A 21948-nucleotide genomic window follows, 5' to 3' on the forward strand; every position below is an offset into this window, starting at 1 on the left:
CACGCGCCGCCCGCCGCGCCCCCGCGATGACCCTCTCCGCCCTCACCGCCTTGTCGCCGCTGGACGGCCGCTACGCCGCCCGGCTCGCGCCGCTGCGCCCGCTGCTGTCGGAATTCGGCCTGATGCACCGCCGCGTGCAGGTCGAGGTGGAGTGGTTCATCGCGCTGTCGGACGCCGGCTTCGCCGAGTTCAAGCCGCTGTCGGAAGCCGCGCGCGGCCTGCTGCACGGGCTGGTGGCGCGCTTCTCCGAGGCCGACGCGCAGGCCATCAAGGACATCGAGCGCACCACCAACCACGACGTCAAGGCGGTCGAGTACTGGCTCAAGGGCCGCTTCGAGCACCACGCCGAGCTGAAGGCGGCCGGCGAGTTCGTGCACTTCGCCTGCACCAGCGAGGACATCAACAACACCAGCCACGCGCTGATGCTCAAGGCGGCGCGCGCCGAGGTGCTGCTGCCGGCGCTGGACCGCATCGTGACCAAGCTCTCCACGATGGCGCGCGAACTGGCCGAGGTGCCGATGCTCAGCCGCACCCACGGCCAGACTGCCAGCCCGACCACGGTGGGCAAGGAGATCGCCAACGTCGTGGCGCGCCTGGCGCACGCGCGCGGCCGCATCGCCGAGGTGAAGCTGCTGGCCAAGATGAACGGCGCGGTGGGCAACTACAACGCCCACCTCGCGGCCTGGCCGGCGTTCGACTGGGAGGGCTTCAGCCGCGACGTGGTGGAGCGGCGGCTCGGGCTGGCGTTCAACCCGTACACCATCCAGATCGAGCCGCACGACTGGATGGCCGAGCTGTTCGACGCCGTCGCGCGCACCGACACCATCCTGATCGACTGGTCGCGCGACGTGTGGGGCTACGTCAGCCTGGGCTACTTCAAGCAGCGCACCAAGGCCGGCGAGATCGGCAGCTCGACGATGCCGCACAAGGTCAACCCGATCGACTTCGAGAACGCCGAGGGCAACTTCGGCCTGGCCAACGCGCTGCTGGCGCACCTGAGCCAGAAGCTGCCGATCAGCCGCTGGCAGCGCGACCTGACCGACAGCACCGTGCTGCGCAACATGGGCGTGGCGCTGGGCTACGCGCTGCTCGGCTTCGACTCGCTGCTGCGCGGGCTCGACAAGCTGGAAGTCAACCGCGAGGCGCTCGCCGCCGACCTCGACGCCGCCTGGGAAGTGCTGGCCGAGCCGATCCAGACCGTGATGCGGCGCTACGCGCTGCCCAACCCCTACGAGCGGCTGAAGGAGCTGACTCGCGGCAAGGCGATCACGCGCGAGGCGATCGCCGCCTTCATCGACACGCTCGAACTGCCCGAGGCCGAGCGCGCGCGGCTGAAGGCGCTGACGCCGGGCGGCTACACCGGCGCGGCGGCGGCGCTGGCCAGGCGGATCTGACGATGAAGTTCACCGACAAGCTCGCCGGCGCCGAACGCGCCAACGACTCGCTGCTGTGCGTGGGGCTGGACCCCGAGCCGTCCAAGTTCCCCGGCGCGTGGCAGCACGATGCCTCGCGCATCTTCGACTTCTGCGCCACCATCGTCGACGCGACGAAAGACCTGGTGCTGGCCTACAAGCCGCAGGTGGCCTACTTCGCCGCGCAGCGCGCCGAGGACCAGCTCGAACGCCTGATGGCGCACATCCGCAAGGTGGCGCCGGCCGTGCCGGTGATCCTCGACGCCAAGCGCGGCGACATCGGCAGCACCGCCGAGCAGTACGCGCTGGAGGCCTTCGAGCGCTACCGGGCCGATGCGGTGACGCTGTCGCCCTTCATGGGCTTCGACTCGGTCGAGCCCTGGCTGAAGTACGAGGACAAGGGCCTGTTCCTGCTGTGCCGCACCTCGAACCCGGGCGGCTCGGATTTGCAGGCGCAGCGCCTGGTCACCGGCGACCTGCTCTACGAGCACATCGCGCGCCTCGCGCAGGGGCCGTGGAACCGCAGCGGCCAGCTCGGCCTGGTGGTGGGCGCCACCTTCCCGGCCGAGATCGAGCGTGTGCGCGAGCTGGCGCCGACGCTGCCGCTGCTGATCCCCGGCGTCGGCGCGCAGGGCGGCGATGCGCTGGCGACGGTGCGCGCCGGCTGGCGCGCCCAGGCCGGCCGCACCAGCGGCGCGGTGGTGGTGAACTCCTCGCGCGCCATCCTCTACGCCAGCCGCGGCAACGAGTTCGCGGCCGCCGCGCGCGCGGCGGCGCAGGCCACGCGCGCGGCGCTGGCCGCCGGGCGCGCCGCGGCGCCCTGAGTTCGCGGCGGGCCGAACAGCGGCCGAGCGCGCCATAGTGCTCGGTGCGCGCCGGCGGCGCGCTTTTTGCGCGGGGCGCCCGACGTAACATCGCCGATCCCCCCGCCGCGCCCGCCCGATGAGCCCCACCGAGTCGAACGCCTCCCCGAGCCGACCGGCGCCGCTGATGGCGGGAGCGCCGGCCGCGCCCGGCGCCGCGGCGGCGCGCACCGGCTCCGACCCGGTGCGGCGGCTGATCGGCAGCGTGCTGTTCGGCACGGCCACGCTGGCCGCGGCCACCGCGGCGGTGGTGTTCGCGCTGCTGCCGGCGGCGCTGCCGGACGCCGCGCGCGGCGGCGCGGCGCTGTCGTTCCTGCTGTACGCCGCGCTGTGCGCGCGCGCCTGGGCGCTGAGCCGGCAGTCGCGCCTCGTGCACGTCGACGCGACGCTGCTGGCGATCGCGCTCGGCGCGATCGCGCTGTCCGCCGGGGCGGCCGTGGTGCTGGCCGACGGGCTGGGCAACCCCAGCCTCGGCTTCTACGGCCTGGTGGTGTGCCTGCTCGCCGCGGTGGCCGGGCCGCGCCACAGCCTGGCCGCCGCCGTGGCCGCGCTGGCGGCGGTGGCGGGCATCGCCTGGATGCAGGCGAGCGGGCGCCTGCCCGCGCCGCCGGCATCGACCTCGCTGGCGATCCTGATCGCGCTGCACGTGCTGCTGATCGGCTGCGGCGGCGCCGGCGGCGCGCTGATCGCGCGCGTGATCGACCACTACCTCGCCGAGAGCGCCAAGCGCGAGCGGCGCTTCCGCGAGCTGCTCGGCATCGCGGTCGACTGCTACTGGGAGCAGGACGAGGAGTTCCGCTTCACCCGCATCACCGAGAGCCGCGCCGGCGCGGCCGGCCTGTCGCTGCAGCGCGCGATCGGCCGCACGGCGTGGGAGCACGCCGCCGGGCTGGGGCTGGACGACGAGGCGCTCGACGCGCACCGCGCCGACCTGGAGGCGCACCGCCCGTTCGGCAACCTGCTGACCAGCATGCTCGACGCGCAGGGCCGCGTGCGCCACATCGCGCTCGGCGGCGAGCCGCAGTTCGACGCCGCCGGCATCTTCCGCGGCTACTGGGGCGTGGGCCGCGACGTCACCGCGCAGGTTCGCGCGCAGCAGGCGGTGGCGGCCAGCGAGACGCGCTACCGCTCGCTGTTCACGCGCTCGCCCTCGGCGATGGTGCTGCAGCGCCGCGGCACCGTGCTCGACGCCAACGCCGCCGCCGCGCACCTGTTCGGCTACCGCGACGCCGAGGCGATGAAGGGCAGCCACCTGCTCGACCACTTCGCCGCGCCCGAGCAGCGCCAGGCGATGCGCGAGCGCATCGCCCGCTCGGAGCGGCTCGCGCCCGGCGAGGCGCTGCCGGTGGTCGACGAGCAGATGCTCGCGCTCGACGGCCGGCCGGTGGTGGTGGAAGCCACCGCGGTGGCCGTGGGCAGCGTGGCCGGGCCGGCGCTGCTGACGATGTACGTCGACATCACCGCGCGCAAGAACGCCGAGGCGGCGCTGCGCCGCTCCGAGGCGCTGCTGTCGCACCTGTTCGCGACCAGCCCCGACTGCCTGACGCTGACCGAGATGGAGACCGGCCGCTTCGCGCTGGTCAACGACTGCTTCCTGCAGGTCAGCGGCCACCGCCGCGAAGAGGTGATCGGGCGCACCTCGACCGAGATCCGCCTGTGGCAGCGGCCGGCGGACCGCGAGGCCTTCGTCGCCGCGATACGCCGCGACGGCAGCGTGCAGGCCAGGCCGGTCACCTTCCGCCACCGCGACGGCCGGCGCCTGCCGATGCTGGTGTCGGGCGCGCGTTTCGACTTCGACGGCCAGCGCTTCCTGGTGACGGCCGGGCGCGACATGAGCGCCAACGAGCAGACGCGCCTGGAGGTCGAGGCCATCCTCAACACCGTGACGCTGGCGATCGCCTTCGTGCGCCAGCAGCGCATCGTGCGCATCAACACGCGCCACCGCGAGATGTTCGGCTGGAGCCAGGACGAGCTGCGCGACACCACGCTGTCGGTGCTGTGGCCCGACCCGGCCGGCTTCCAGCGCCTGCGCCGCGAGGCGATCGGCAAGCTGCGGCACAAGCAGGGCTTCGAGTGCGAGGCGCAGCTCAAGCGGCGCGACGGCAGCCTGCTGTGGGTGCGCCTGCAGGCGCAGTCGGTCGACCCGAGCAACCCGATCGGCGGCGGCACGATCTGGAGCGCCGAGGACATCACCGAGCGGCGCCAGACGCAGCGCGCGCTGGCCGACGCGCGCGACGCCGCCGAGGCGGCCAACCGCGCCAAGAGCGCCTTCCTCGCCAACACCAGCCACGAGATCCGCACGCCGCTCAACGGCCTGCTCGGGCTGGCGCGGCTGGCGATGCAGCCGGGCCTGAGCGAGCAGCGCCGCCAGCAGTACCTGGCGCAGATGATCGACAGCACGCAGAGCCTGACCGGCATCATCTCGGACATCCTCGACCTGTCCAAGGTCGAGGCCGGCCGCATCGCGCTGGAAGACGTCGCCTTCGGCCTGCGCGAGACGCTCGCCGCGGTGCACCACGCCTACCTGCCGCTGGCCGAGGCCAAGGGCCTGGCGCTGCTGCTGTCGGTCGACGACGCGGTGCCGCCCACGGTGCGCGGCGACCCGCTGCGCGTGCGCCAGATCCTCACCAACTTCGTCGCCAACGCGATCAAGTTCACCGAGCGCGGCAGCGTGCGCATCGAGGCCGGCGTGCGCGGCGCGCTGGTCCGCCTGGCGGTGCACGACACCGGCCCGGGCATAGCCGCCGAGACGCAGCAGCGCCTGTTCACGCCCTTCTCGCAGGCCGACGACTCGATCACGCGGCGCTACGGCGGCACCGGCCTGGGGCTGTCGATCTGCCGCGAGCTGGCCGCGCTGATGGGCGGCAGCGTCGGCGTCAACAGCGCGCCGGGCTACGGCAGCGCCTTCTGGGCCGACCTGCCGCTGCCGGCCGCCGGCGCGCCCGACGCGCCGGCCGAGGGCGACGCGCTCGCGCCGCTGCGGGGCGGGCGCGTGCTGGTGGCCGAGGACAACCCGGTGAACATGCTGATCGCCGTGGCGATGCTCGAGCAGTGGGGCCTGGACGTGACGCAGGCCGGCGACGGCGCCGGCGCGGTCGAGGCGGTCGAGGCCGCCGTCGCCGCCGGCCGGCCCTTCGACCTGGTGCTGATGGACGTGCACATGCCGGTGATGAGCGGCCACGCCGCGGTGCGCGCGCTGCGCGAGAAATTCGACGCCGAGACGCTGCCGGTGGTCGCGCTGACCGCCGCGGCGCTGACCTCCGAGCGCGACGAGGCGCTGGCCTGCGGCATGAACGACTTCCTCACCAAGCCGATCGACGTGGCGCGGCTGCGCGAGACGCTGGCCCGCTACCTGCGGCGCACCGCGGCGGCCTGAGCGGCAGGCGCGACTACAATCCGCGCGCACTCGTTGCCCGTCATCGGGGAGTAGCCGCCCCGCGCCGCCCGCGCGGGAGCTGCCGTCAACACACTCGGCCCGCAGGCCGTGGCGGCAGCAGCCTTTTCCGGCCCGGCAAGACCGTTGACCACACGCCTCCGTCCGCGGCCGGGGAGGCCGTGCGGTCATCCGTCCCGCTCCCGGCCCGGAGATCCTCTTGGAAGCCTTCCTCGTCTCCACCGGCATCGTCGCGCTCGGCGAAATGGGCGACAAGACGCAACTGCTGGCGCTGCTGCTGGCGGCGAAGTTCCGCCGCCCCGTGCCCATCGTGCTGGGCATCCTGGTGGCCACGCTGGTCAACCACGCGCTGGCCGGCGTCGTCGGCGACTGGATCGCGCGCGCGCTCGGCCCCGACACGCTGCGCTGGGTGATCGGCCTGTCCTTCCTCGCGATGGCGGCCTGGATGCTGGTGCCCGACCAGATCGACGACGCGGCCGAGGGCGGCATGCCGCGCCTGGGCGTGTTCGGCACCACGGTGCTGGCCTTCTTCCTCGCCGAGATGGGCGACAAGACGCAGATCGCCACCGTGGCGCTGGCGGCGCGCTACGCCGACCTGGCCGCGGTGGTGGCCGGCACCACGCTGGGCATGATGATCGCCAACGTGCCGGCCGTGCTGCTGGGCGACGTGGCGGCGAAGAAGGTGCCGATGCGCCTGGTGCACGGCATCGCGGCGGCGATCTTCGCGGTGCTGGGGGTGCTGACCTTGATGAACGTGGGGCGCTTGTTCTGAGGCCTTGTATCTTTAAGCCTCGGACCGGCTCGGGTAGCCCGAGCGGCCTCTGGGATGTTTGAAGCCCGTGATTGAGCACTGGGCGCCTGAGCCGGACCGTCCTTCTCTGCAACCCGAACGGTTGTAGGAACTTGAAGTTCGCATAGACAAGGATGGGGGTGAGAGGACGTGTCCGACTCTGTTTTTATCGGCATTGATGTCTCCAGCCAGACGCTGGAGATCGCCAGCAGCGAGCAGTCCAAGACCTGGCAGGTGGCCAACGACGTCAGCGGCATCGAGCAACTCGTCCACCAGGCCACGGCCCTGTCGCCGGCGCTGGTGGTGCTGGAGGCCACCGGCGGCTACGAGTTCGAGGCGGCCTGCGCGCTGCAGGCCTCGGGCCTGGCGGTGGCTGTGGTCAACCCGCGCACGGCGCGCGACTTCGCCCGCGCCATGGGTGCATTGGCCAAAACCGACGCGCTGGACGCGCGCATGCTGGCGGCCTTCGCGCGCGTGCTGCACCAGCACCCCGAGCGCGAACGCTTCGTCAAGCCGCTGGCCGACGCCGAGCTGCAGCAGCTGCAGGCCCTGGTGCTGCGCCGTCGCCAACTGGTGCAGATGCTGACGGCCGAGCGGCAGCGTCTGCGCCTGGCGCACGCGGCCTCGCGCCCGAGCATCGAGCGGGTCATTGAGTTTCTGAAGCACGAACTGGGCGACAGCGAAGTGGAGGTGGCAGCGCATGTGCAGCGCCACCATGCCGAGCTGGCCCAGGCGCTGACCAGCGTGCCGGGCATCGGCGCGGCCAGCGTGGCGGTGCTGCTGGCCGAACTGCCCGAACTCGGCAAGCTCGACCGGCGCCGCATTGCCGCGCTGGTCGGCGTGGCGCCGTTGAACCGCGACTCCGGCCAGATGCGCGGGCAGCACTCCATCTGGGGTGGGCGCGCAGATGTGCGACGAACGCTGTACATGGCCACCCTCACGGCGGTCCGGTACAACCCGGCGCTTAAGGTCTGCTACGAACGCCTGCTGGTGGCCGGCAAGCGCAAGAAGGTCGCCCTGGTCGCTTGCATGCGCAAGCTGCTGACGATGCTCAATGCCATCGCCAAACATGGCTCGATGTGGGATTCGACTATGCATAGCGCTTGACGAACAAGACGGTTGCTCAATCGAGGCTGACCTCGGTGCGCACCGTCCCGGCCCGATCGGCGCGCGCCACCAGCGCGAGCCGCGTGCCCTTGGGCGCGCGCAGCACCCACTCGGCCACCGCGCGGTCGGCGGTCAGTTCGCGGCTGGACAGGAAGGCGATCTGCGACTGCTTGGGCGCGTGGCCTTCGAGCTGCGGCCCCTCGATGCGCTGCTTGCCGGACACGAGCGAGATGGCCGGGTCGCCCTGCGGCAGCGCGATCTCGAAGACCACGCCGCGCACCACCTTGCGCTGCAAGGCGCGCTGGCTCACGTAGGCCGGCAGCCAGCCGCTGTTGGCCACCGCCATGCGCACGCGCCAGGTGTCGGGGCCGAGCGCGCGCACCTCGGTGCGCAGCAGCTCCAGCCTGGGCAGGCTCAGCGCGAGCTGCGTCATCCAGGCCGGGAAGCGCGCCGCCTCGCGCTCGCGCAGCGGCGGCGGCGGGTTGCGCCAGAAGTTCATCTTGTCCCAGCCGCCGATCTCGACGGCGCCGAGCTGCGGGTGCATGAAGGGCTTCCAGTCCACGTGCGCCTGGCCGCCGCAGTTCTCGTCGCTCCACTTCAGCAGCTTCAGCTCGTCGTCCACCGGGTGCTCGCGGAACCAGTCGATCCACTTGTAGCCCTGGATGCCCGCCGCCTGGTTGGGCGACCAGATCTCCACCACCCAGAACAGCGCGCCCAGGTGCTCGTAAAGCCAGTCCTGCGTGCCGCCTATCACTTCCTTCGGGTGGTACTTGAACTCGTGCCAGATGCTCACCGCCGGGTAGCCGGTCAGTTCGCTGCCCAGCTTGCTGAAGCGCTGGTAGGCCCACAGGTCCTCGGGGATCATGTCGTCGTCGCTGCACGCGCCCATCGGCCGCAGGATCACGCCGCTGTGCGTGTGGTAGCTGATGCCGGCGCCGATGTTCGGGTGCGCGATCACGAAGTCGACCATCGCGCGCACCTCGGGCTCGCTGGTCGGGTAGGGGCCGGCGCCGAGCTGCTCGAACTCCTGGCGCCACGCGGCCGGGAAGTTGCGGTTCAGGTCCAGGCCCTCGCGGTCGCGGTTCACCTTGACGGTCAGGCCGTCCCAGTGCGTCAGCGTGCCCTCGGGCACCAGCCGGTAGTACTCGCCGCCGAACTCGCCGGGCTCGCGCGCCACCATCAGGCGCTCGTCCTTGTCGCACTTCTTGTAGGCGCCGTGCGGGTCGGGGATGCGCATCGTCAGGATGCGGCCGTCGCCGTCGACGTCCTCCATCGTCAGCCCCTCGACCGGCTCCTCGTCGAAGGGGTAGGGCCGCGTCGACGAGCGGATGTGGCGCGGCCGGTCGGCCAGCGCCAGCTCGGCGCCGTCGGGGTTCAGGCGCGGGCACAGGTACAGCGCGCGCGTGTCGAGCAGATGGGTGATCTTCGCGTCGGCGCCGTGGCCGGTGACGAGCTGGTGCAGGTAGTACAGCACCGCGGTGCTGGCGGTCAGCTCGGCGGCGTGGATGTTGCCGTCGCACCAGAAGGCCGGCTTGTCGATGGCCGCGCCGGTGGCCGCGTTGGTGACGGTCGCGACCCAGATGTCGCGCCCCTCGTGGCTCTTGCCGATGGATTCGACGCTCACCAGGTTCGGGTGCGCGTCGGCGTAGTCGAACAGCAATCGCGTCAGCGCGTCGTACTTGTAGAAGGTGTCGAAGCGCGGCGTGGGCGTGGCGGGCTGGGTCATGCGAAGGCCGGTGGTGAGGGGTTCAGAGAACGCGCGCGCCGTCGTGGAACACCGCCAGCTCGCCGCCGGCCAGCGCCTGCCATCGCTCGTCGCGCGTCAGCGGCTCGGTGACGATCACCGCGACGCGGTCGGCGGGCGTGGTGACGCTGGCGAAATCGACGCTCAGGTCCTCGTCGGCCAGCCGCGCGGCGCGGAACGGGTGCTCGCGCACCAGCCAGTGCAGCCGCGTCGAGCAGTGCGCCCACAGCGCCTCGCCGTGGCTGAGCATGAAGTTGAAGCTGCCGTGCGCGGCGATGCCGGGCACCAGCTCGCGCAGCGTGGTCGTCAGCTCGGCGATGCTCGGCAGGCTGGCGTGGGCCTTGGCCAGCTCCTGCATCAGCCAGCAGAAGGCGCGTTCGCTGTCGGTGTCGCCCACCGGGTGGAAGCTCGCGTGCAGGCGCGGCGCATAGCCCTTCAGGTCGCCGTTGTGCGCGAACACCCAGGTGCGGCCCCACAGCTCGCGCTGGAACGGATGGGTGTTCTCCAGCGCCACGCCGCCCTGCGTGGCCTTGCGGATGTGGGCGATGACGCTGCGGCTGCGGATCGGGTAGCGCCGCACCATGTCGGCCACCGGCGAGCAGCGCGCGCTCTGCGCATCGACGAAGACGCGCGCGCCGCGGCCCTCGAAGAAGGCGATGCCGAAGCCGTCCTTGTGTTCGTCGGCGCGCGTCGAGAAGCCGGTGAAGCTGAACACCACGTCGGTGGGCGTGTTGGCGTTCAGGCCGAGCAACTGGCACATCGCGCGGCTATTCGGTGAACAGGCGGTACAGGCCGCCGGCCGTCAGCAGGCGGCCGGGGTTGCTGGTTTCTTCGAGCACGCCGGCGATGCGTCGATGCACCCGCTCGCTGCGCGTGGCGCGCCACAGCACCAGGTCCGCCAGCCAGGGGTGGCGGTTGACCCAGTTGGCGCGTTCGTAGAGCGCGAAGCGCGGCTTCAGCGCGGCCAGGCGTGCCTCGTAGTCGGCGCGCACGGCCGCGTCGGCGGCGCGCCGCGCGCCGCCGTGCAGCAGCGCCTCGGCGGCGTGCATGCCGGTTTCGAGCGCCTTGCCGATGCCTTCGCCGGTGAAGGCGTAGGTGCTGCCGGCCGCTTCGCCGGTGACCAGCAGCCCGGGCCGCGACAGCCGCGCACCATCCAGCGAGGTGCGCAGTGGCGCGCCCTTGGGCGGCGCCAGCCACTGGCCGCCGGCCACCAGCTCGCGCGCGTTCGGGTAGATGCGCGTGAAGGCGTCGAGCAGCACGCGCAGGTTGATCTCGCGGTCGGTGGCGGCGCCGACGCCGACGTTGAACACGCCGTCGCGGCACGGGAAGATCCAGCCGTAGCCGGGCACCACGGCGCGGTGCCAGACCACTTCGAGCTTGTCGATGCGCGCGCGCATCGCGTCGTTCTTCAGGTAGCCGCGCAGCGCCACGCCGCTGGGGCGCTGGCGCAGCGCCATGCCGGCGGCGATCAGCGCCTGCGGCACCGCGCCGCTGGCGAGCACCAGCCAGGCGCAGCGGATCTCGCGCTCGTGCTCGCCGCCGGCCAGCCGCGCGCCGACCACCGCGCCGCCCTCCTCGAGCGGCGCGACGAAGCGCACCGGCGCGAACAGGCGCGCGCCGGCGCGCAGCGCGCCGCGGCAGACGATCTCGTCGAGCTCGCGGCGCGGCAGCACCGCCAGCGCGCCCGGCACGTCGACGCGGATGGCGCGCGGCGACACCAGGCCCACGTGCGTGGCCGGCTGCGCCCGCGCCATCACCTCGTCGAGCAGGCCGAGGCGGCGCAGCGCGCGGTGCGCGTCGGGGATCAGGCCGTCGCCGCAGACCTTGTCGCGCGGGAAGGCGTGCTGGTCGACCAGCACCACGTCGAGCCCGCCGCGCGCCAGCAGCGTGGCCGCCGCGCTGCCGGCCGGGCCGGCGCCGGCGACGAGCACGTCGCAGCGTTCGGGAAGCTGGGCCATCGCGAGGTTCATGGTGCGCGGCGGATTCTAGGAGGCGTCGAACAGCGAAGGCTGGCCGCCGAAGCGCGCGCGCTCGATCTCCAGCAGCCTGAGCTTGGTGGCCACGCCGCCGGGCGCCGAGAAGCCGCCGCTGGCGCCGCCGGCGGCCAGCACGCGGTGGCAGGGCACGATGATCGCGAACGGGTTGGCGCCCAGCGCCTGGCCCACCGCGCGCGCCGCGCCGGCGTCGCCGAGCGTCTCGGCCAGCTCGCCGTAGGTGCAGGTGCGGCCGGGCAGGATGTGGCGCGCGGCTTCGTAGACGCGGCGATGGAAGTCGGGCACACCGCGCAGGTCGAGCGCGATGCCGGCCAGCGACTCCGGCGCGCCGGCCAGCAGCGCGTGCAGCGCGGCGATCGCGGCGGCGATGGCCGGCGTCGGCGCGCCTTCGCTCGCGCCCGGATGGCGGCGGCGCAGGCTGGCCAGCGTGCGCGCGCGGTCCGCGCCGGGCAGCATCAGGCCGCGCACGCCGGCATCGCCCCAGACGATCGCGCAGCCGCCCAGCGGCGTATCGAACCAAGCGTAGTGGATGCTCTCGGCCACGCGGCCATTGTGCGCCTTGACGGTGCTCAAGCCGGCCGGCCCCGCCCGGCGCGACGATGCTCGCAGTCAATCAACGAGAAAGGACGACACGATGAGCCTGTTCCACGCCGTGGTCTGGGTCGATCACCAGAAAGCGCAGATCCTGCAGTTCGATGCCGAGCACGTGCAGGCGCAGAAGGTCAAGGCGCACACCCACCACACCGCGCAGCACGGCAGCGGCGTGCGCACCGGCCACGAGTTCTTCGGCGAGGTGTGCGACGCGCTGGCCGGCATCGCCGAGGTGCTGGTGACCGGCTCGCACACCAGCCTGGCCGACTTCAAGCACTACGCCGAGAAGCACCGCCCCGCCGCCGCCAGGCAGGTCGTCGGCTACGAGACGGTGGACCACCCGAGCGACGCGCAACTCGTCGCGCTGGCGCGCAAGTACTTCCTCAAGTACGACCGGATGGCCGGCACCCCCACTCCGACTTGATCAGGCGCCCGCCTTGACCTTCAACCGGGCCGCGTGCAGCAGCGGCTCGGTGTAGCCGCTGGGCTGCTGCTTGCCCTTGAAGACGAGGTCCAGCGCGGCCTGGTAGGCGCGGCTGGTGTCCCAGTTCCCCGCCATCGGCTTGTAGAGCGCATCCCCCGCGTTCTGCTGGTCCACCACCTTGGCCATGCGGCGGAAGGTGGCGTTGACCTGCGCCTTCGTCACCACGCCGTGCTCCAGCCAGTTGGCGATGTGCTGGCTGCTGATGCGCAGCGTGGCGCGGTCTTCCATCAGGCCGACGTCGTGAATGTCGGGCACCTTGGAGCAGCCCACGCCCTGGTCGACCCAGCGCACCACGTAGCCGAGGATGCCCTGGGCGTTGTTGTCCAGCTCCTGCTGGCGCTGCTCGTCGCTCCACTTCGCCTTCTTCACCACCGGCACGGTCAGCAATCCGGCGAGCAGGGTGTCGCGCTCCGCGGCGGCGTCGATCTTCTCCAGCTCCTTCTGCACCTTGAACACGTCGACCTGGTGGTAGTGCAGCGCGTGCAGCGTCGCCGCCGTCGGGCTGGGCACCCAGGCGGTGTTGGCGCCGGCGCGCGGGTGCGCGATCTTCTGCTCCAGCATCGCCTTCATCAGGTCGGGCATGGCCCACATGCCCTTGCCGATCTGCGCCTTGCCGCGCAGCCCGCAGGCCAGGCCCACCAGCACGTTGTTGCGCTCGTAGGCCTGGATCCAGGCGCTGGACTTCATGTCGCCCTTGCGCAGCATCGGCCCGGCGAGCATCGCGGTGTGCATCTCGTCGCCGGTGCGGTCGAGGAAGCCGGTGTTGATGAAGGCCACGCGCGAGGCCGCCGCGGCGATGCAGGCCTTCAGGTTGACGCTGGTGCGGCGCTCCTCGTCCATGATGCCGAGCTTGACGGTGGACTCGGGCAGGCCGAGCAGCTTCTCGACGCGGCCGAACAGCTCGGCGGCGAAGGCCACTTCCGCCGGCCCGTGCATCTTCGGCTTGACGATGTAGACCGAGCCGCTGCGCGAGTTGGTGATGCCGTCCTTGCCACGGCGCCGCAGGTCGTGCAGCGCGATGGTGGTGGTGATCACCGCGTCCATGATCCCTTCGGGGATCTCCTTCCTGTCATCGCCCCACAGGATCGCCGGGTTCGTCATCAGGTGGCCGACGTTGCGCACGAACAGCAGCGAGCGGCCGTGCAGCAGCACGTCCTCGCCGCGCGGGCCGGTGTAGCGGCGGTCCGGGTTCAGGCCGCGCGTGAAGCTCTTGCCGCCCTTGCTGACTTCTTCCGTGAGCGTGCCCTGGATGATGCCCAGCCAGTTGCCGTAGGCGAGCACCTTGTCTTCGGCGTCGACCACCGCGACCGAGTCCTCCAGGTCGAGGATGGTCGACAGCGCCGCTTCGAGCACCAGGTCGGCCACGCCGGCCGGGTCGGTGGCGCCGATGGGGTGCCGCCGGTCGACGCGGATGTCCAGGTGCAGGCCGTGGTGCGACAGCAGCACCGCCGAGGGCGCGTCGGCCTCACCCTGGAAGCCGACGAACTGCGCCGGGTTCTTCAGGCCGACGCTCTTGCCGTTCTTCAGCGTCACGAGCAGCTTGTTGTCGACCACGCGGTAGGCGGTGGAATCGATGTGCGAGCCCGTCTTCAGCGGCACGCAGCGGTCGAGCACGTGGCGCGCGTACTCGATCACCTTGGCACCGCGCTTGGGGTTGTAGCCGCGGCCCTTCTCGCAGCCGTCGGCCTCGGAGAGCACGTCGGTGCCGTACAGCGCGTCGTACAGCGAGCCCCAGCGCGCGTTGGCCGCGTTCAGCGCGTAGCGCGCGTTGGTGATCGGCACCACGAGCTGCGGGCCGGCCTGCAAGGCCAGTTCGGCGTCGACGTTCTTCGTCGTCGCCTTGACCTTCTTCGGCTCGGGCACGAGGTAGCCGATGCGCTCCAGAAACTTGCGGTAGGCCTTGGGCCTGGCGATGGGGCCGGGGTTGGCGCGGTGCCAGTGGTCCAGCTCGGTCTGCAGGCGGTCGCGCTCGGCCAGCAGCGCGGCGTTCTTCGGCGCCAGCTCGGCGACGATCGCATCGAAACCGGCCCAGAAGGCATCGCTGGCGACGCCGGTGCCGGGCAGAACGCGCTCTTCGATGAAGCGGTACAGCGGCGTGGCGACGTGCAGGCGGTGGCGGGTGGTGCGATCGGTCATGACGGTCCTCGAAACTCGGGCGGATTCCCGAATCTATTGGACACCGCGGCCAACATTAATAGCCTCGAAAGTCTTGGATTTGTGACGCCAACGCATGAATCGCGATAATCGACGCCGATGGCCCGCCTCAAGCAGATCGAATCCTTCGTCGCGGTGGCCGCGCGTGGCAGCCTGACGGCCGCCGCCCATGCCGAGGGCGTGGCGCCGGCGGTGATCGGCCGGCGCATCGACGCGCTGGAGGCGCGCCTGGGCGTCAAGCTGCTGGTGCGCACCACGCGGCGCATCACGCTCACGCACGAGGGCAGCGCCTTCCTGGAAGACTGCCAGCGCCTGCTGGCCGACCTGGCCAACGCCGAGGCCAGCGTCAGCGCCGGCGGTGTGAAAGCGAGCGGCTACTTGCGCGTCACCGCGCCGGCCGGCTTCGGACGCCGCCACGTGGCGCCGCTGGTACCGCGCTTCATCGAGCGCCATCCCGACGTGAACGTGTCGCTGAACCTGAGCGACCGCGTCGTCGACATCGTCAACGAGGGCTACGACTGCGCGGTGCGCGTCGGCGACCTGCCCGACTCCAGCCTGATCAGCGTGCGCATGGCCGACAACCGCCGCCTGTGCGTGGCCACGCCGGCCTACCTGAAGCGCGCCGGCACGCCCAGGCACCCGAGCGAGCTGCTGCGCCACGAGTGCCTGACGCTCAGCTCCGACGCCAGCCAGACACGCGGCTGGGCCTTCGTGATCGACGGCGCGGTGACGCACCTGCGCCCCAGCGGCCGGCTCGATTGCAGCGACGGCCAGGTGCTGCACGACTGGTGCACCGCCGGGCTGGGCATCGCCTGGCGCTCGACCTGGGAGGTGGAGCAGGAAGTCGCCAGCGGCGCGCTGGTCAGCGTGCTCGACGAGTTCGCCGCGCCGCCGAACGGCATCTACGCGGTGTTCCCGCACGCCAAGCACCTGCCGCTGCGCGTGCGCCTGTGGATCGACTTCCTGAAACTCACCTACGGCGATCCGTCCTACTGGCGGCGTTGACCATAGCCCATCACTTGCTCAGGCATTCCTTCATGAACGCCTTGCGCTCGTCGCCCTTCCTGTCGCCGGCGTCCTTGTTGCAGGTCTTCATCTTCTCCTGCTGGGTCTGCTTCTTGGCGCTGAGGCAGCTCTTCATGAAGGCCTTGCGTTCGTCGCCCTTCTTGTCGCCGGCCTCGTGATTGCACGTGGTCATGCGGTTCTGCTGCGCGGTGGGCGCCTTGGCGGCGGCGTCGGCGGCATGCGCCGGGGCGATGAAGGCGATGGCGGACAGCGCCGCGACGGTGATCAGCTTGTTCATGGAATCTCCTGTGCTGAGGGGCAAGTTTGCCGCTGCGGATTGAAGCATCGCGCCCAGCCGCCGGCAAAGGCAGCAACGCACCCGGCCGTGGGGCCGCCGACACGGCGGCGCGCCGGATTCACAGAATCCGGCGCGGATGGGCCAGCGCCTCGTGCGCCGCGTGCAGCCGCCGCACCAGAACGCGGATGAAACCCTCGTCGAAGCGGTGCCGGCAGCCCGGGCTGAGCTGCGCCAGCGTCTCGGGCGAGAAGGAGATCGTGGTGGCGGTCTCGGTGACCACCACGTCGGTGCCGTGGCGGCGCAGCTCGGCGCTGGGCGCGAGGTAGGCCATCTCCCCGACGCTGGTGCCGGCGCCGAGCTGGGCCACGCGCGCGCCGTCGCGAAACACCTCCAGCGCGCCCTTGGCGATGATGTGGAAGTCGCCGCCGCCCTCCTCGCCGCGCCGGTACAGCGCGTGGCCGAGGTCGAAGCGCTGCCACCGGGCGCGGTGCACCACCTCCCACAGCTCGACGTCGCCGAAGCTGGCGAAGAAGTCGAGCGAGCGCAGCAGCGTGAAGCGCTCCGAGTCGAGCACGCCCTGCAACTGCCCGCGCGGCACGTGCTGCTGCGAGATCAGCGCCGCCAGCGCCTGCGCGAACTCGTCCCAGCCGCGGTAGCGGTGGTTCACGTCCTTGTTCAGCGCGCGCTGGATCACCGCGTCCACCGTGGCCGAGACGCCGTCGCGCAGGCGTGTCAGCGGCGGCGGGCTCTGGTGGTAGATCTGCTGCATCAGCGCCGACTGCACCTGCGCGTCGAACGGCGGGCGCCCGGCGATCAGGTGGTAGAGCACCGCGCCGAGCGAGTAGATGTCGGCGCGGCTGTCGAGCGCGGCGCCGTCGAGCTGCTCGGGCGACATGTAGGCCAGCGAGCCGACGCGGTAGACCTGCGTCGCGTCGGACGCCAGGTTGAGCACGCTGCCGAAGTCGCTGACCTTGACGTCGGTGATCGAACCGTTGCTCAGCGTCACCAGCAGGTTGGCCGGCTTGACGTCGCGGTGGATCAGGCCCTGCCGGTAGACGTAGCCCAGCGCCATCGCGCACTTGAAGCCCAGCTCGACGATCAGCTCCAGCGGCAGCAACTGGTCGGCGCGGCAGTAGGGGCGCAGCGTGTTGCCGGCCACGTACTCCATCACCAGGTAGGGCTCGGCCGAGTCGGCCACGGCGTCGAAGATCTGCACCACGTTGGGGTGCTTCAGGCGCCCGACCAGCGCCGCCTCGGCGGCGAAGAAGCGCTCGAAAAACCGCGCGTCCTGCGTGTCGCCCAGCGCCGCCGGACGCACGCGCTTGATCGCCACGTCCATGTCCTGGAAGTCGTCGTGGCACAGGAAGACCTCGCTGGTGGCGCCCTCGCCGAGCTTCTTCAGCACGCGGTACTTGCCGATCAGCAGCGGCAGATCGAGCGAGGTCGGGTCGGGTGTCGGCGAGCTCATGTCGGGCGAGGCGGGGCTGCTGCATGATTCCACAGGCCGCGCGCGGCCGCCGCGTGGAACAAGCGAAGGAATCGAGGCCAAATAGAATCCTGCGCATGATCCAAGCCAAACAGGAGCTGCTGGCGGCGCTGGCCGCGGCGATCGCCGAGGCCGGCCCCGGCGCCGCCGTGGCGGCGGCGTTCGAGTCGCCCAAGCAGGCGGCGCACGGCGACCTGGCCTGCACCGCGGCGCTGCAGCTCGCCCGGCCGCTGAAGAAGAACCCGCGCGAGGTGGCCCAGGCGCTGGTCGAGGCGCTGAGCCGCCAGGCCGCCGTGCAGCGCTGGGTGGCGGCGCTGGAGATCGCCGGCCCCGGCTTCGTCAACTTCCGGCTGCGCGACGCGGCGCGCCAGGCCATCGTCGCCGAGGTGCTGCGCGGCGGCGACGACTTCGGCCGCGCCGCGCCGAACGGAAAGCCCGTGCTGGTGGAGTTCGTCTCGGCCAACCCGACCGGCCCGCTGCACACCGGCCACGCGCGCCAGGCCTGCCTGGGCGACGCGATCTGCAACCTGCTCGACTGGCAGGGCTGGCAGGTGACGCGCGAGTTCTACTACAACGACGCCGGCGTGCAGATCGCCACGCTGGCCGCCTCGGTGCAGGCGCGCCTGAACGGCCTGAAGCCGGGCGACGCCGGCTGGCCCGAGTCGGCCTACAACGGCGAGTACATCGCCGACGTGGCGGCCGACTTCGCCGCGCGCAAGACCGTGCACGCCGACGACCGCGAGTTCACGGCCTCCGGCTTCAGCGACGACCTCGAAGGCATCCGCCAGTTCGCCGTCGCCTACCTGCGCCACGAGCAGGACCTGGACCTGCGCGCGCTGGGCGTGCACTTCGACCACTACTTCCTCGAGTCGAGCCTGTACGGCAGCGGGCGCGTGGAAGACGCCGTCGAGCGCCTGGTCGCCGCCGGCAAGACCTACGAGGAAGGCGGCGCGTTGTGGCTGCGCAGCACCGAATACGGCGACGACAAGGACCGCGTGATGCGCAAGTCCGACGGCAGCTACACCTACTTCGTGCCCGACGTCGCCTACCACCTCGCCAAGTTCGAGCGCGGCTTCCCGCGCGCGATCAACATCCAGGGCGGCGACCACCACGGCACCATCGCGCGCGTGCGCGCCGGCATCCAGGCCGCCGGCCTGGGCGTGCCGGCCGGCTACCCCGACTACGTGCTGCACAAGATGGTCACGGTGATGAAGGGCGGGCAGGAGGTGAAGATCTCCAAGCGCGCCGGCAGCTACGTGACGCTGCGCGACCTGATCGAGTGGACCGGCCGCGACGCGGTGCGCTTCTTCATGCTCAGCCGCAAGGCCGACACCGAGTTCGTCTTCGACGTCGACCTGGCGCTGAAGAAGAACGACGAGAACCCGGTCTTCTACGTGCAGTACGCCCACGCGCGCATCTGCTCGGTGATCCAGCAGTACGTCGAGAAGGGCGGCGACGCGGGCGCGCTGCACGGCGCCGACTTCGCGCTGCTGACGGCGCCCGCCGAGGCCGCGCTGATGCTCGAGCTGGCGCGCTTTCCCGAGGTGCTGGCCGGCGCCGCGGCCGACTTCGCGCCGCACGACATCGCCTTCTACCTGCGCGGCGTGGCCGGCGCCTTCCACAGTTACTACGCGAACGAGCGCTTCCTCGTCGACGACGCCGCGCTGGCGCGCGCGCGCATCGCGCTGCTGACGGCCACGCGCCAGGTGCTGCGCAACGCGCTGGCGGTGCTGGGCGTGTCGGCGCCGCAGCGCATGGACCGCGAACAACCCGCTCTGGAGACCGCATGAAATCGCAACGCGGCGGATTCGCCCTCGGCCTGGTGGTGGGCCTGCTGATCGGCCTGGCGCTGTCGCTGGCCGTGGCGCTGTACGTCACCAAGGTGCCGGTGCCCTTCGTCAACAAGGTGCCGCAGCGCACCGCCGAGCAGGACGCGGCCGAGCAGGAGCGCAACCGCAACTGGGACCCGAACGCCGGCCTGAGCCAGAAGAACGGCGCGCGGCCGGCCTCGCCCGCCTCGGCCGCGGCGCTGCCCGCGCCGCCGGTGGTCAGCGCCACGCCCGCCTCGTCGCCGGCGCGCGACCCGGCCGCCATCCTCGCGGCGCGCGAGACCAGCGTCGTCAAGCCGACGCCGGCGGCCGACCCCTTCAACTACTTCGTGCAGGCCGGCGCCTTCGCCCGGCCCGAGGACGCCGAGCAGCAGCGCGCCCGGCTGGCGATGATGGGCTACGAGGCCAAGGTCAGCGAGCGCGAGCAGTCCGGCCGCACCGTCTACCGCGTGCGCGTCGGCCCGTTCATCGTCAAGGACGCGGCCGACGGCGCCAAGGACAAGCTCGCCGCGGCCGGCGTCGAGTCGGTGCTGGTGCGGGTGCAGAAATAAGGAACGACCGATGAAGAAGATGCAACGCCGCGAGTTCTCCGCCGCGCTGGCCGGCGCCGGCGCCCTGGTGCTGGGCCTGCCGGCCGCCGCGCAGGGCGGTTTCGTCGAGGGCACGCACTACGTGCGCCTGAGCCAGCCCGTGCCCACCACGGCGGCCGGCAAGGTCGAGGTGCTGGAGTTCTTCATGTACAGCTGCCCGCACTGCAACGCCTTCGAGCCGGCGCTCGAGGCCTGGGCGAAGAAGCTGCCCGACCACGTGGTGTTCCGGCGCGTGCCGGTGCGCTTCCGCGGCGAGCCCGAGGGCCTGCACCAGCGCATCTTCTACACGCTCGAGGCGATGGGCCTGGTCGAGGCCATGCACCGCAAGGTCTTCCACGCCTACCACGTCGAGCGCCAGAAGCTCGCCACGCAGGCCGAGGTCGAGGCGCTGGTGACGAAGAACGGCGTCGACGCCGCCAAGTTCGTCGAGGTGATGAACTCCTTCGGCGTGCAGGCCAAGGCGCGCCAGGCGCTGACGCTGGCCGAGGCCTACAAGATCGACGGCGTGCCGGCGATGGGCGTGCAGGGCCGCTACTACACCTCGGGCGGCCTGGCCGGCAACAACGAGCGCATGCTGGCCGTGGCCGACTACCTGATCGCGGCCTCGCGCAAGGGCTGACGACGTCTCGCCACGCGCGGCGCCGCTGCCGGCGCCGCGCCGGCATGGCTTGTGGCTAGAATGGCATGCAAGTTTCATGCCCTCGATGAGAATCCTTCCGATCCCCCGCATCCTCCGGCACGCGCTGCTGCTGGCCGCCGCCCTTGCCGCCGCCCCGGCCTTCGCCGAGAAGGCCGACCGCTTCAAGCCGCTGAACGTCGAGGCCGACCAGCCCGGCCGCATCGACCTGCTCAACCAGCACGTGGTGTTCAACGGCAACGTCGTGGTCACCAAGGGCACGATGACCATACGCGCCGGCCGCATCGAGGTGCGCGAGACACCCGACGGCTACCACAGCGCGGTGGCGCTGGGTTCGGCCGACAAGCCGGCCACCTTCCGCCAGAAGCGCGACGGCGTGGACGAGTGGATCGAGGGCGAAGCCGAGCGGCTCGAATACGACGGCAAGACCGACACCGTGCGCTTCGTCACCAACGCCTCGGTGCGGCGCCTGCGCGGCAGCACGGTGGCCGACGAGATCGCCGGCAACGTGGTGGCCTACGACAGCATCGCCGAGGTGTTCAGCGTCTCCGGCGGCGCCGCCGCGACGCCGAGCAACCCGGGCGGCCGCGTGCGCGCGGTGCTGACGCCGCGCGAGGGCTCGGCCGCGGCGGCCGAAGCGGAGGCCGCGGCCTCCGCCGCCGCCCGGCCCGCGCTGCCGCTCAAGCCGGCCAGCACGCTCGGGGGCGGCCGATGAGCGCCGCCGCCAGCGCCGCACCGGCCACGCCGGCGCGTGTGCATCGCCTCGAAGCGCGCGGGCTGGAGAAGTCCTACGGCGTGCGCAAGGTCGTCAAGGACGTCCGCCTGGCGGTCGACAGCGGCGAGGTCGTCGGCCTGCTCGGCCCCAACGGCGCCGGCAAGACCACCAGCTTCTACATGATCGTCGGCCTGGTGCGCGCCGACGCCGGCGAGATCAGCATCGAGGGCCAGCGCGTCGAACGCCTGCCCATCCACCTGCGCTCGCGCCTCGGGCTGTCGTACCTGCCGCAGGAGGCGTCGATCTTCCGCAAGCTGACCGTCGAGGAGAACATCCGCGCGGTGCTGGAGCTGCAGCTCGACAAGGACGGCCGCCCGCTGCGCGCGGCGCAGATCGAGCAGATGCTCGACGGCCTGCTGCACGACCTGAGCATCGAGAAGCTGCGCAGCGTGCCGGCGCCGGCGCTGTCCGGCGGCGAGCGCCGCCGCGTCGAGATCGCGCGCGCGCTGGCCACGCAGCCGCGCTTCATCCTGCTCGACGAGCCCTTCGCCGGCGTCGACCCGATCGCGGTGCTGGAGATCCAGCGCATCATCAGCTTCCTGAAGGCGCGCGGCATCGGCGTGCTGATCACCGACCACAACGTGCGCGAGACGCTGGGCATCTGCGACCGCGCCTACATCATCAGCGAGGGCGCCGTGCTGGCCGAAGGCACGCCCTCGGAGATCGTCGAGAACCCGGACGTGCGCAAGGTCTACCTCGGCGAGCACTTCAGGATGTGACATGAGCCCCCAAGCTTGTCGCTCCGCGCCTTCGCTACCCCCCGAGGGGGCCGCAGTCTCCCTTGGGGCAGCCCGG

General features: G+C 71.8%; 19 protein-coding genes and 1 riboswitch. Of the genes, 12 read left to right on the forward strand and 7 right to left on the reverse strand.

From position 1 onward, the window contains the following. Positions 1 to 26 precede the first annotated feature (26 nt). The 5 genes from purB to QM792_RS01360 all read left to right on the forward strand — a co-directional run bounded on the left by purB (position 27) and on the right by QM792_RS01360 (position 7566). Positions 27 to 1394 (forward strand): adenylosuccinate lyase, encoded by a 1368-nt coding sequence (purB, locus tag QM792_RS01340; protein ID WP_415147373.1) that lies wholly within the window; start codon positions 27 to 29, stop codon positions 1392 to 1394. Between the two features lie 2 nt (positions 1395 to 1396). Further along, positions 1397 to 2236, forward strand: a complete 840-nt coding sequence (gene pyrF / locus QM792_RS01345; protein WP_415147374.1) for an orotidine-5'-phosphate decarboxylase — start codon at positions 1397 to 1399, stop codon at positions 2234 to 2236. Positions 2237 to 2354: 118 nt separating this feature from the next. Next, complete coding sequence (locus QM792_RS01350) at positions 2355 to 5651, forward strand: PAS domain S-box protein (RefSeq protein WP_415147375.1); 3297 nt, start codon at positions 2355 to 2357, stop codon at positions 5649 to 5651. Between the two features lie 33 nt (positions 5652 to 5684). Beyond that, positions 5685 to 5809: riboswitch (yybP-ykoY riboswitch) on the forward strand. Between the two features lie 59 nt (positions 5810 to 5868). Then, the gene (locus QM792_RS01355; RefSeq protein WP_415147376.1) at positions 5869 to 6441 is read left to right on the forward strand and encodes a TMEM165/GDT1 family protein; all 573 of its coding nucleotides are present in this window, start codon (positions 5869 to 5871) and stop codon (positions 6439 to 6441) included. A 168-nt stretch (positions 6442 to 6609) separates the two neighbouring features. Then, the gene (locus tag QM792_RS01360) at positions 6610 to 7566 is read left to right on the forward strand and encodes an IS110 family transposase (RefSeq protein ID WP_415147377.1); all 957 of its coding nucleotides are present in this window, start codon (positions 6610 to 6612) and stop codon (positions 7564 to 7566) included. A 16-nt stretch (positions 7567 to 7582) separates the two neighbouring features. Here QM792_RS01360 and QM792_RS01365 read toward each other — a convergent pair whose 3' ends face one another. From QM792_RS01365 to QM792_RS01380, 4 genes are read right to left on the reverse strand one after another with little or no spacing between them, the layout of a single operon-like run. After that, on the reverse strand, positions 7583 to 9292 hold the full coding sequence (locus QM792_RS01365) for a M14 family metallopeptidase (RefSeq protein ID WP_415147378.1): 1710 nt from the start codon (positions 9290 to 9292) through the stop codon (positions 7583 to 7585). A 22-nt stretch (positions 9293 to 9314) separates the two neighbouring features. Then, positions 9315 to 10070: a class II glutamine amidotransferase gene (locus QM792_RS01370; RefSeq protein WP_415147379.1), complete on the reverse strand. Its 756-nt coding sequence runs from the start codon at positions 10068 to 10070 to the stop codon at positions 9315 to 9317. Between the two features lie 7 nt (positions 10071 to 10077). Next, on the reverse strand, positions 10078 to 11268 hold the full coding sequence (locus QM792_RS01375; protein ID WP_415147380.1) for an NAD(P)/FAD-dependent oxidoreductase: 1191 nt from the start codon (positions 11266 to 11268) through the stop codon (positions 10078 to 10080). Between the two features lie 27 nt (positions 11269 to 11295). Further along, positions 11296 to 11847 carry a methylated-DNA--[protein]-cysteine S-methyltransferase gene (locus tag QM792_RS01380; RefSeq protein WP_415147381.1) on the reverse strand — a complete coding sequence of 184 codons (552 nt, stop codon included), beginning with the start codon at positions 11845 to 11847 and terminating at the stop codon, positions 11296 to 11298. A 91-nt stretch (positions 11848 to 11938) separates the two neighbouring features. Between QM792_RS01380 and QM792_RS01385 the strand changes: the two genes are divergently transcribed. Beyond that, a complete protein-coding gene (locus QM792_RS01385; protein WP_415147382.1) occupies positions 11939 to 12319 on the forward strand; it encodes a hypothetical protein in 381 nt (126 codons plus the stop codon). On the opposite strand, the gene QM792_RS01390 is transcribed toward QM792_RS01385, so the two are convergent. Next, a complete protein-coding gene (locus tag QM792_RS01390; protein WP_415147383.1) occupies positions 12320 to 14515 on the reverse strand; it encodes a malate synthase G in 2196 nt (731 codons plus the stop codon). It abuts the gene before it with no gap. Positions 14516 to 14632: 117 nt separating this feature from the next. Here QM792_RS01390 and QM792_RS01395 point away from each other — a divergent pair, with 117 nt between their 5' ends. Further along, positions 14633 to 15538: a LysR family transcriptional regulator gene (locus QM792_RS01395; RefSeq protein WP_415147384.1), complete on the forward strand. Its 906-nt coding sequence runs from the start codon at positions 14633 to 14635 to the stop codon at positions 15536 to 15538. A 10-nt stretch (positions 15539 to 15548) separates the two neighbouring features. Here QM792_RS01395 and QM792_RS01400 read toward each other — a convergent pair whose 3' ends face one another. Together QM792_RS01400 and QM792_RS01405 are read right to left on the reverse strand one after the other, a co-directional pair. Then, a complete protein-coding gene (locus QM792_RS01400; RefSeq protein ID WP_415147385.1) occupies positions 15549 to 15836 on the reverse strand; it encodes a PsiF family protein in 288 nt (95 codons plus the stop codon). Between the two features lie 118 nt (positions 15837 to 15954). Next, complete coding sequence (locus QM792_RS01405) at positions 15955 to 17304, reverse strand: serine/threonine-protein kinase (protein ID WP_415147386.1); 1350 nt, start codon at positions 17302 to 17304, stop codon at positions 15955 to 15957. Between the two features lie 95 nt (positions 17305 to 17399). Here QM792_RS01405 and argS point away from each other — a divergent pair, with 95 nt between their 5' ends. From argS to lptB, 5 genes are all read left to right on the forward strand, one after another. Continuing rightward, positions 17400 to 19112: an arginine--tRNA ligase gene (gene argS, locus QM792_RS01410; RefSeq protein WP_415147387.1), complete on the forward strand. Its 1713-nt coding sequence runs from the start codon at positions 17400 to 17402 to the stop codon at positions 19110 to 19112. Further along, complete coding sequence (locus QM792_RS01415; protein ID WP_415147388.1) at positions 19109 to 19702, forward strand: SPOR domain-containing protein; 594 nt, start codon at positions 19109 to 19111, stop codon at positions 19700 to 19702. The genes argS and QM792_RS01415 overlap by 4 nt, the downstream gene beginning before the upstream one ends. A 19-nt stretch (positions 19703 to 19721) precedes the next feature. After that, positions 19722 to 20360, forward strand: a complete 639-nt coding sequence (locus QM792_RS01420; RefSeq protein ID WP_415147889.1) for a thiol:disulfide interchange protein DsbA/DsbL — start codon at positions 19722 to 19724, stop codon at positions 20358 to 20360. An 85-nt stretch (positions 20361 to 20445) separates the two neighbouring features. After that, positions 20446 to 21093, forward strand: a complete 648-nt coding sequence (gene lptA, locus QM792_RS01425) for a lipopolysaccharide transport periplasmic protein LptA (protein ID WP_415147389.1) — start codon at positions 20446 to 20448, stop codon at positions 21091 to 21093. Then, positions 21090 to 21872, forward strand: coding sequence for an LPS export ABC transporter ATP-binding protein (gene lptB / locus QM792_RS01430; RefSeq protein ID WP_415147390.1), 783 nt, complete (start codon positions 21090 to 21092; stop codon positions 21870 to 21872). The genes lptA and lptB overlap by 4 nt, the downstream gene beginning before the upstream one ends. Positions 21873 to 21948: the final 76 nt, after the last annotated feature.

The organism is Piscinibacter sp., assembly GCF_047600445.1.
Lineage (GTDB): Bacteria > Pseudomonadota > Gammaproteobacteria > Burkholderiales > Burkholderiaceae_C > Piscinibacter.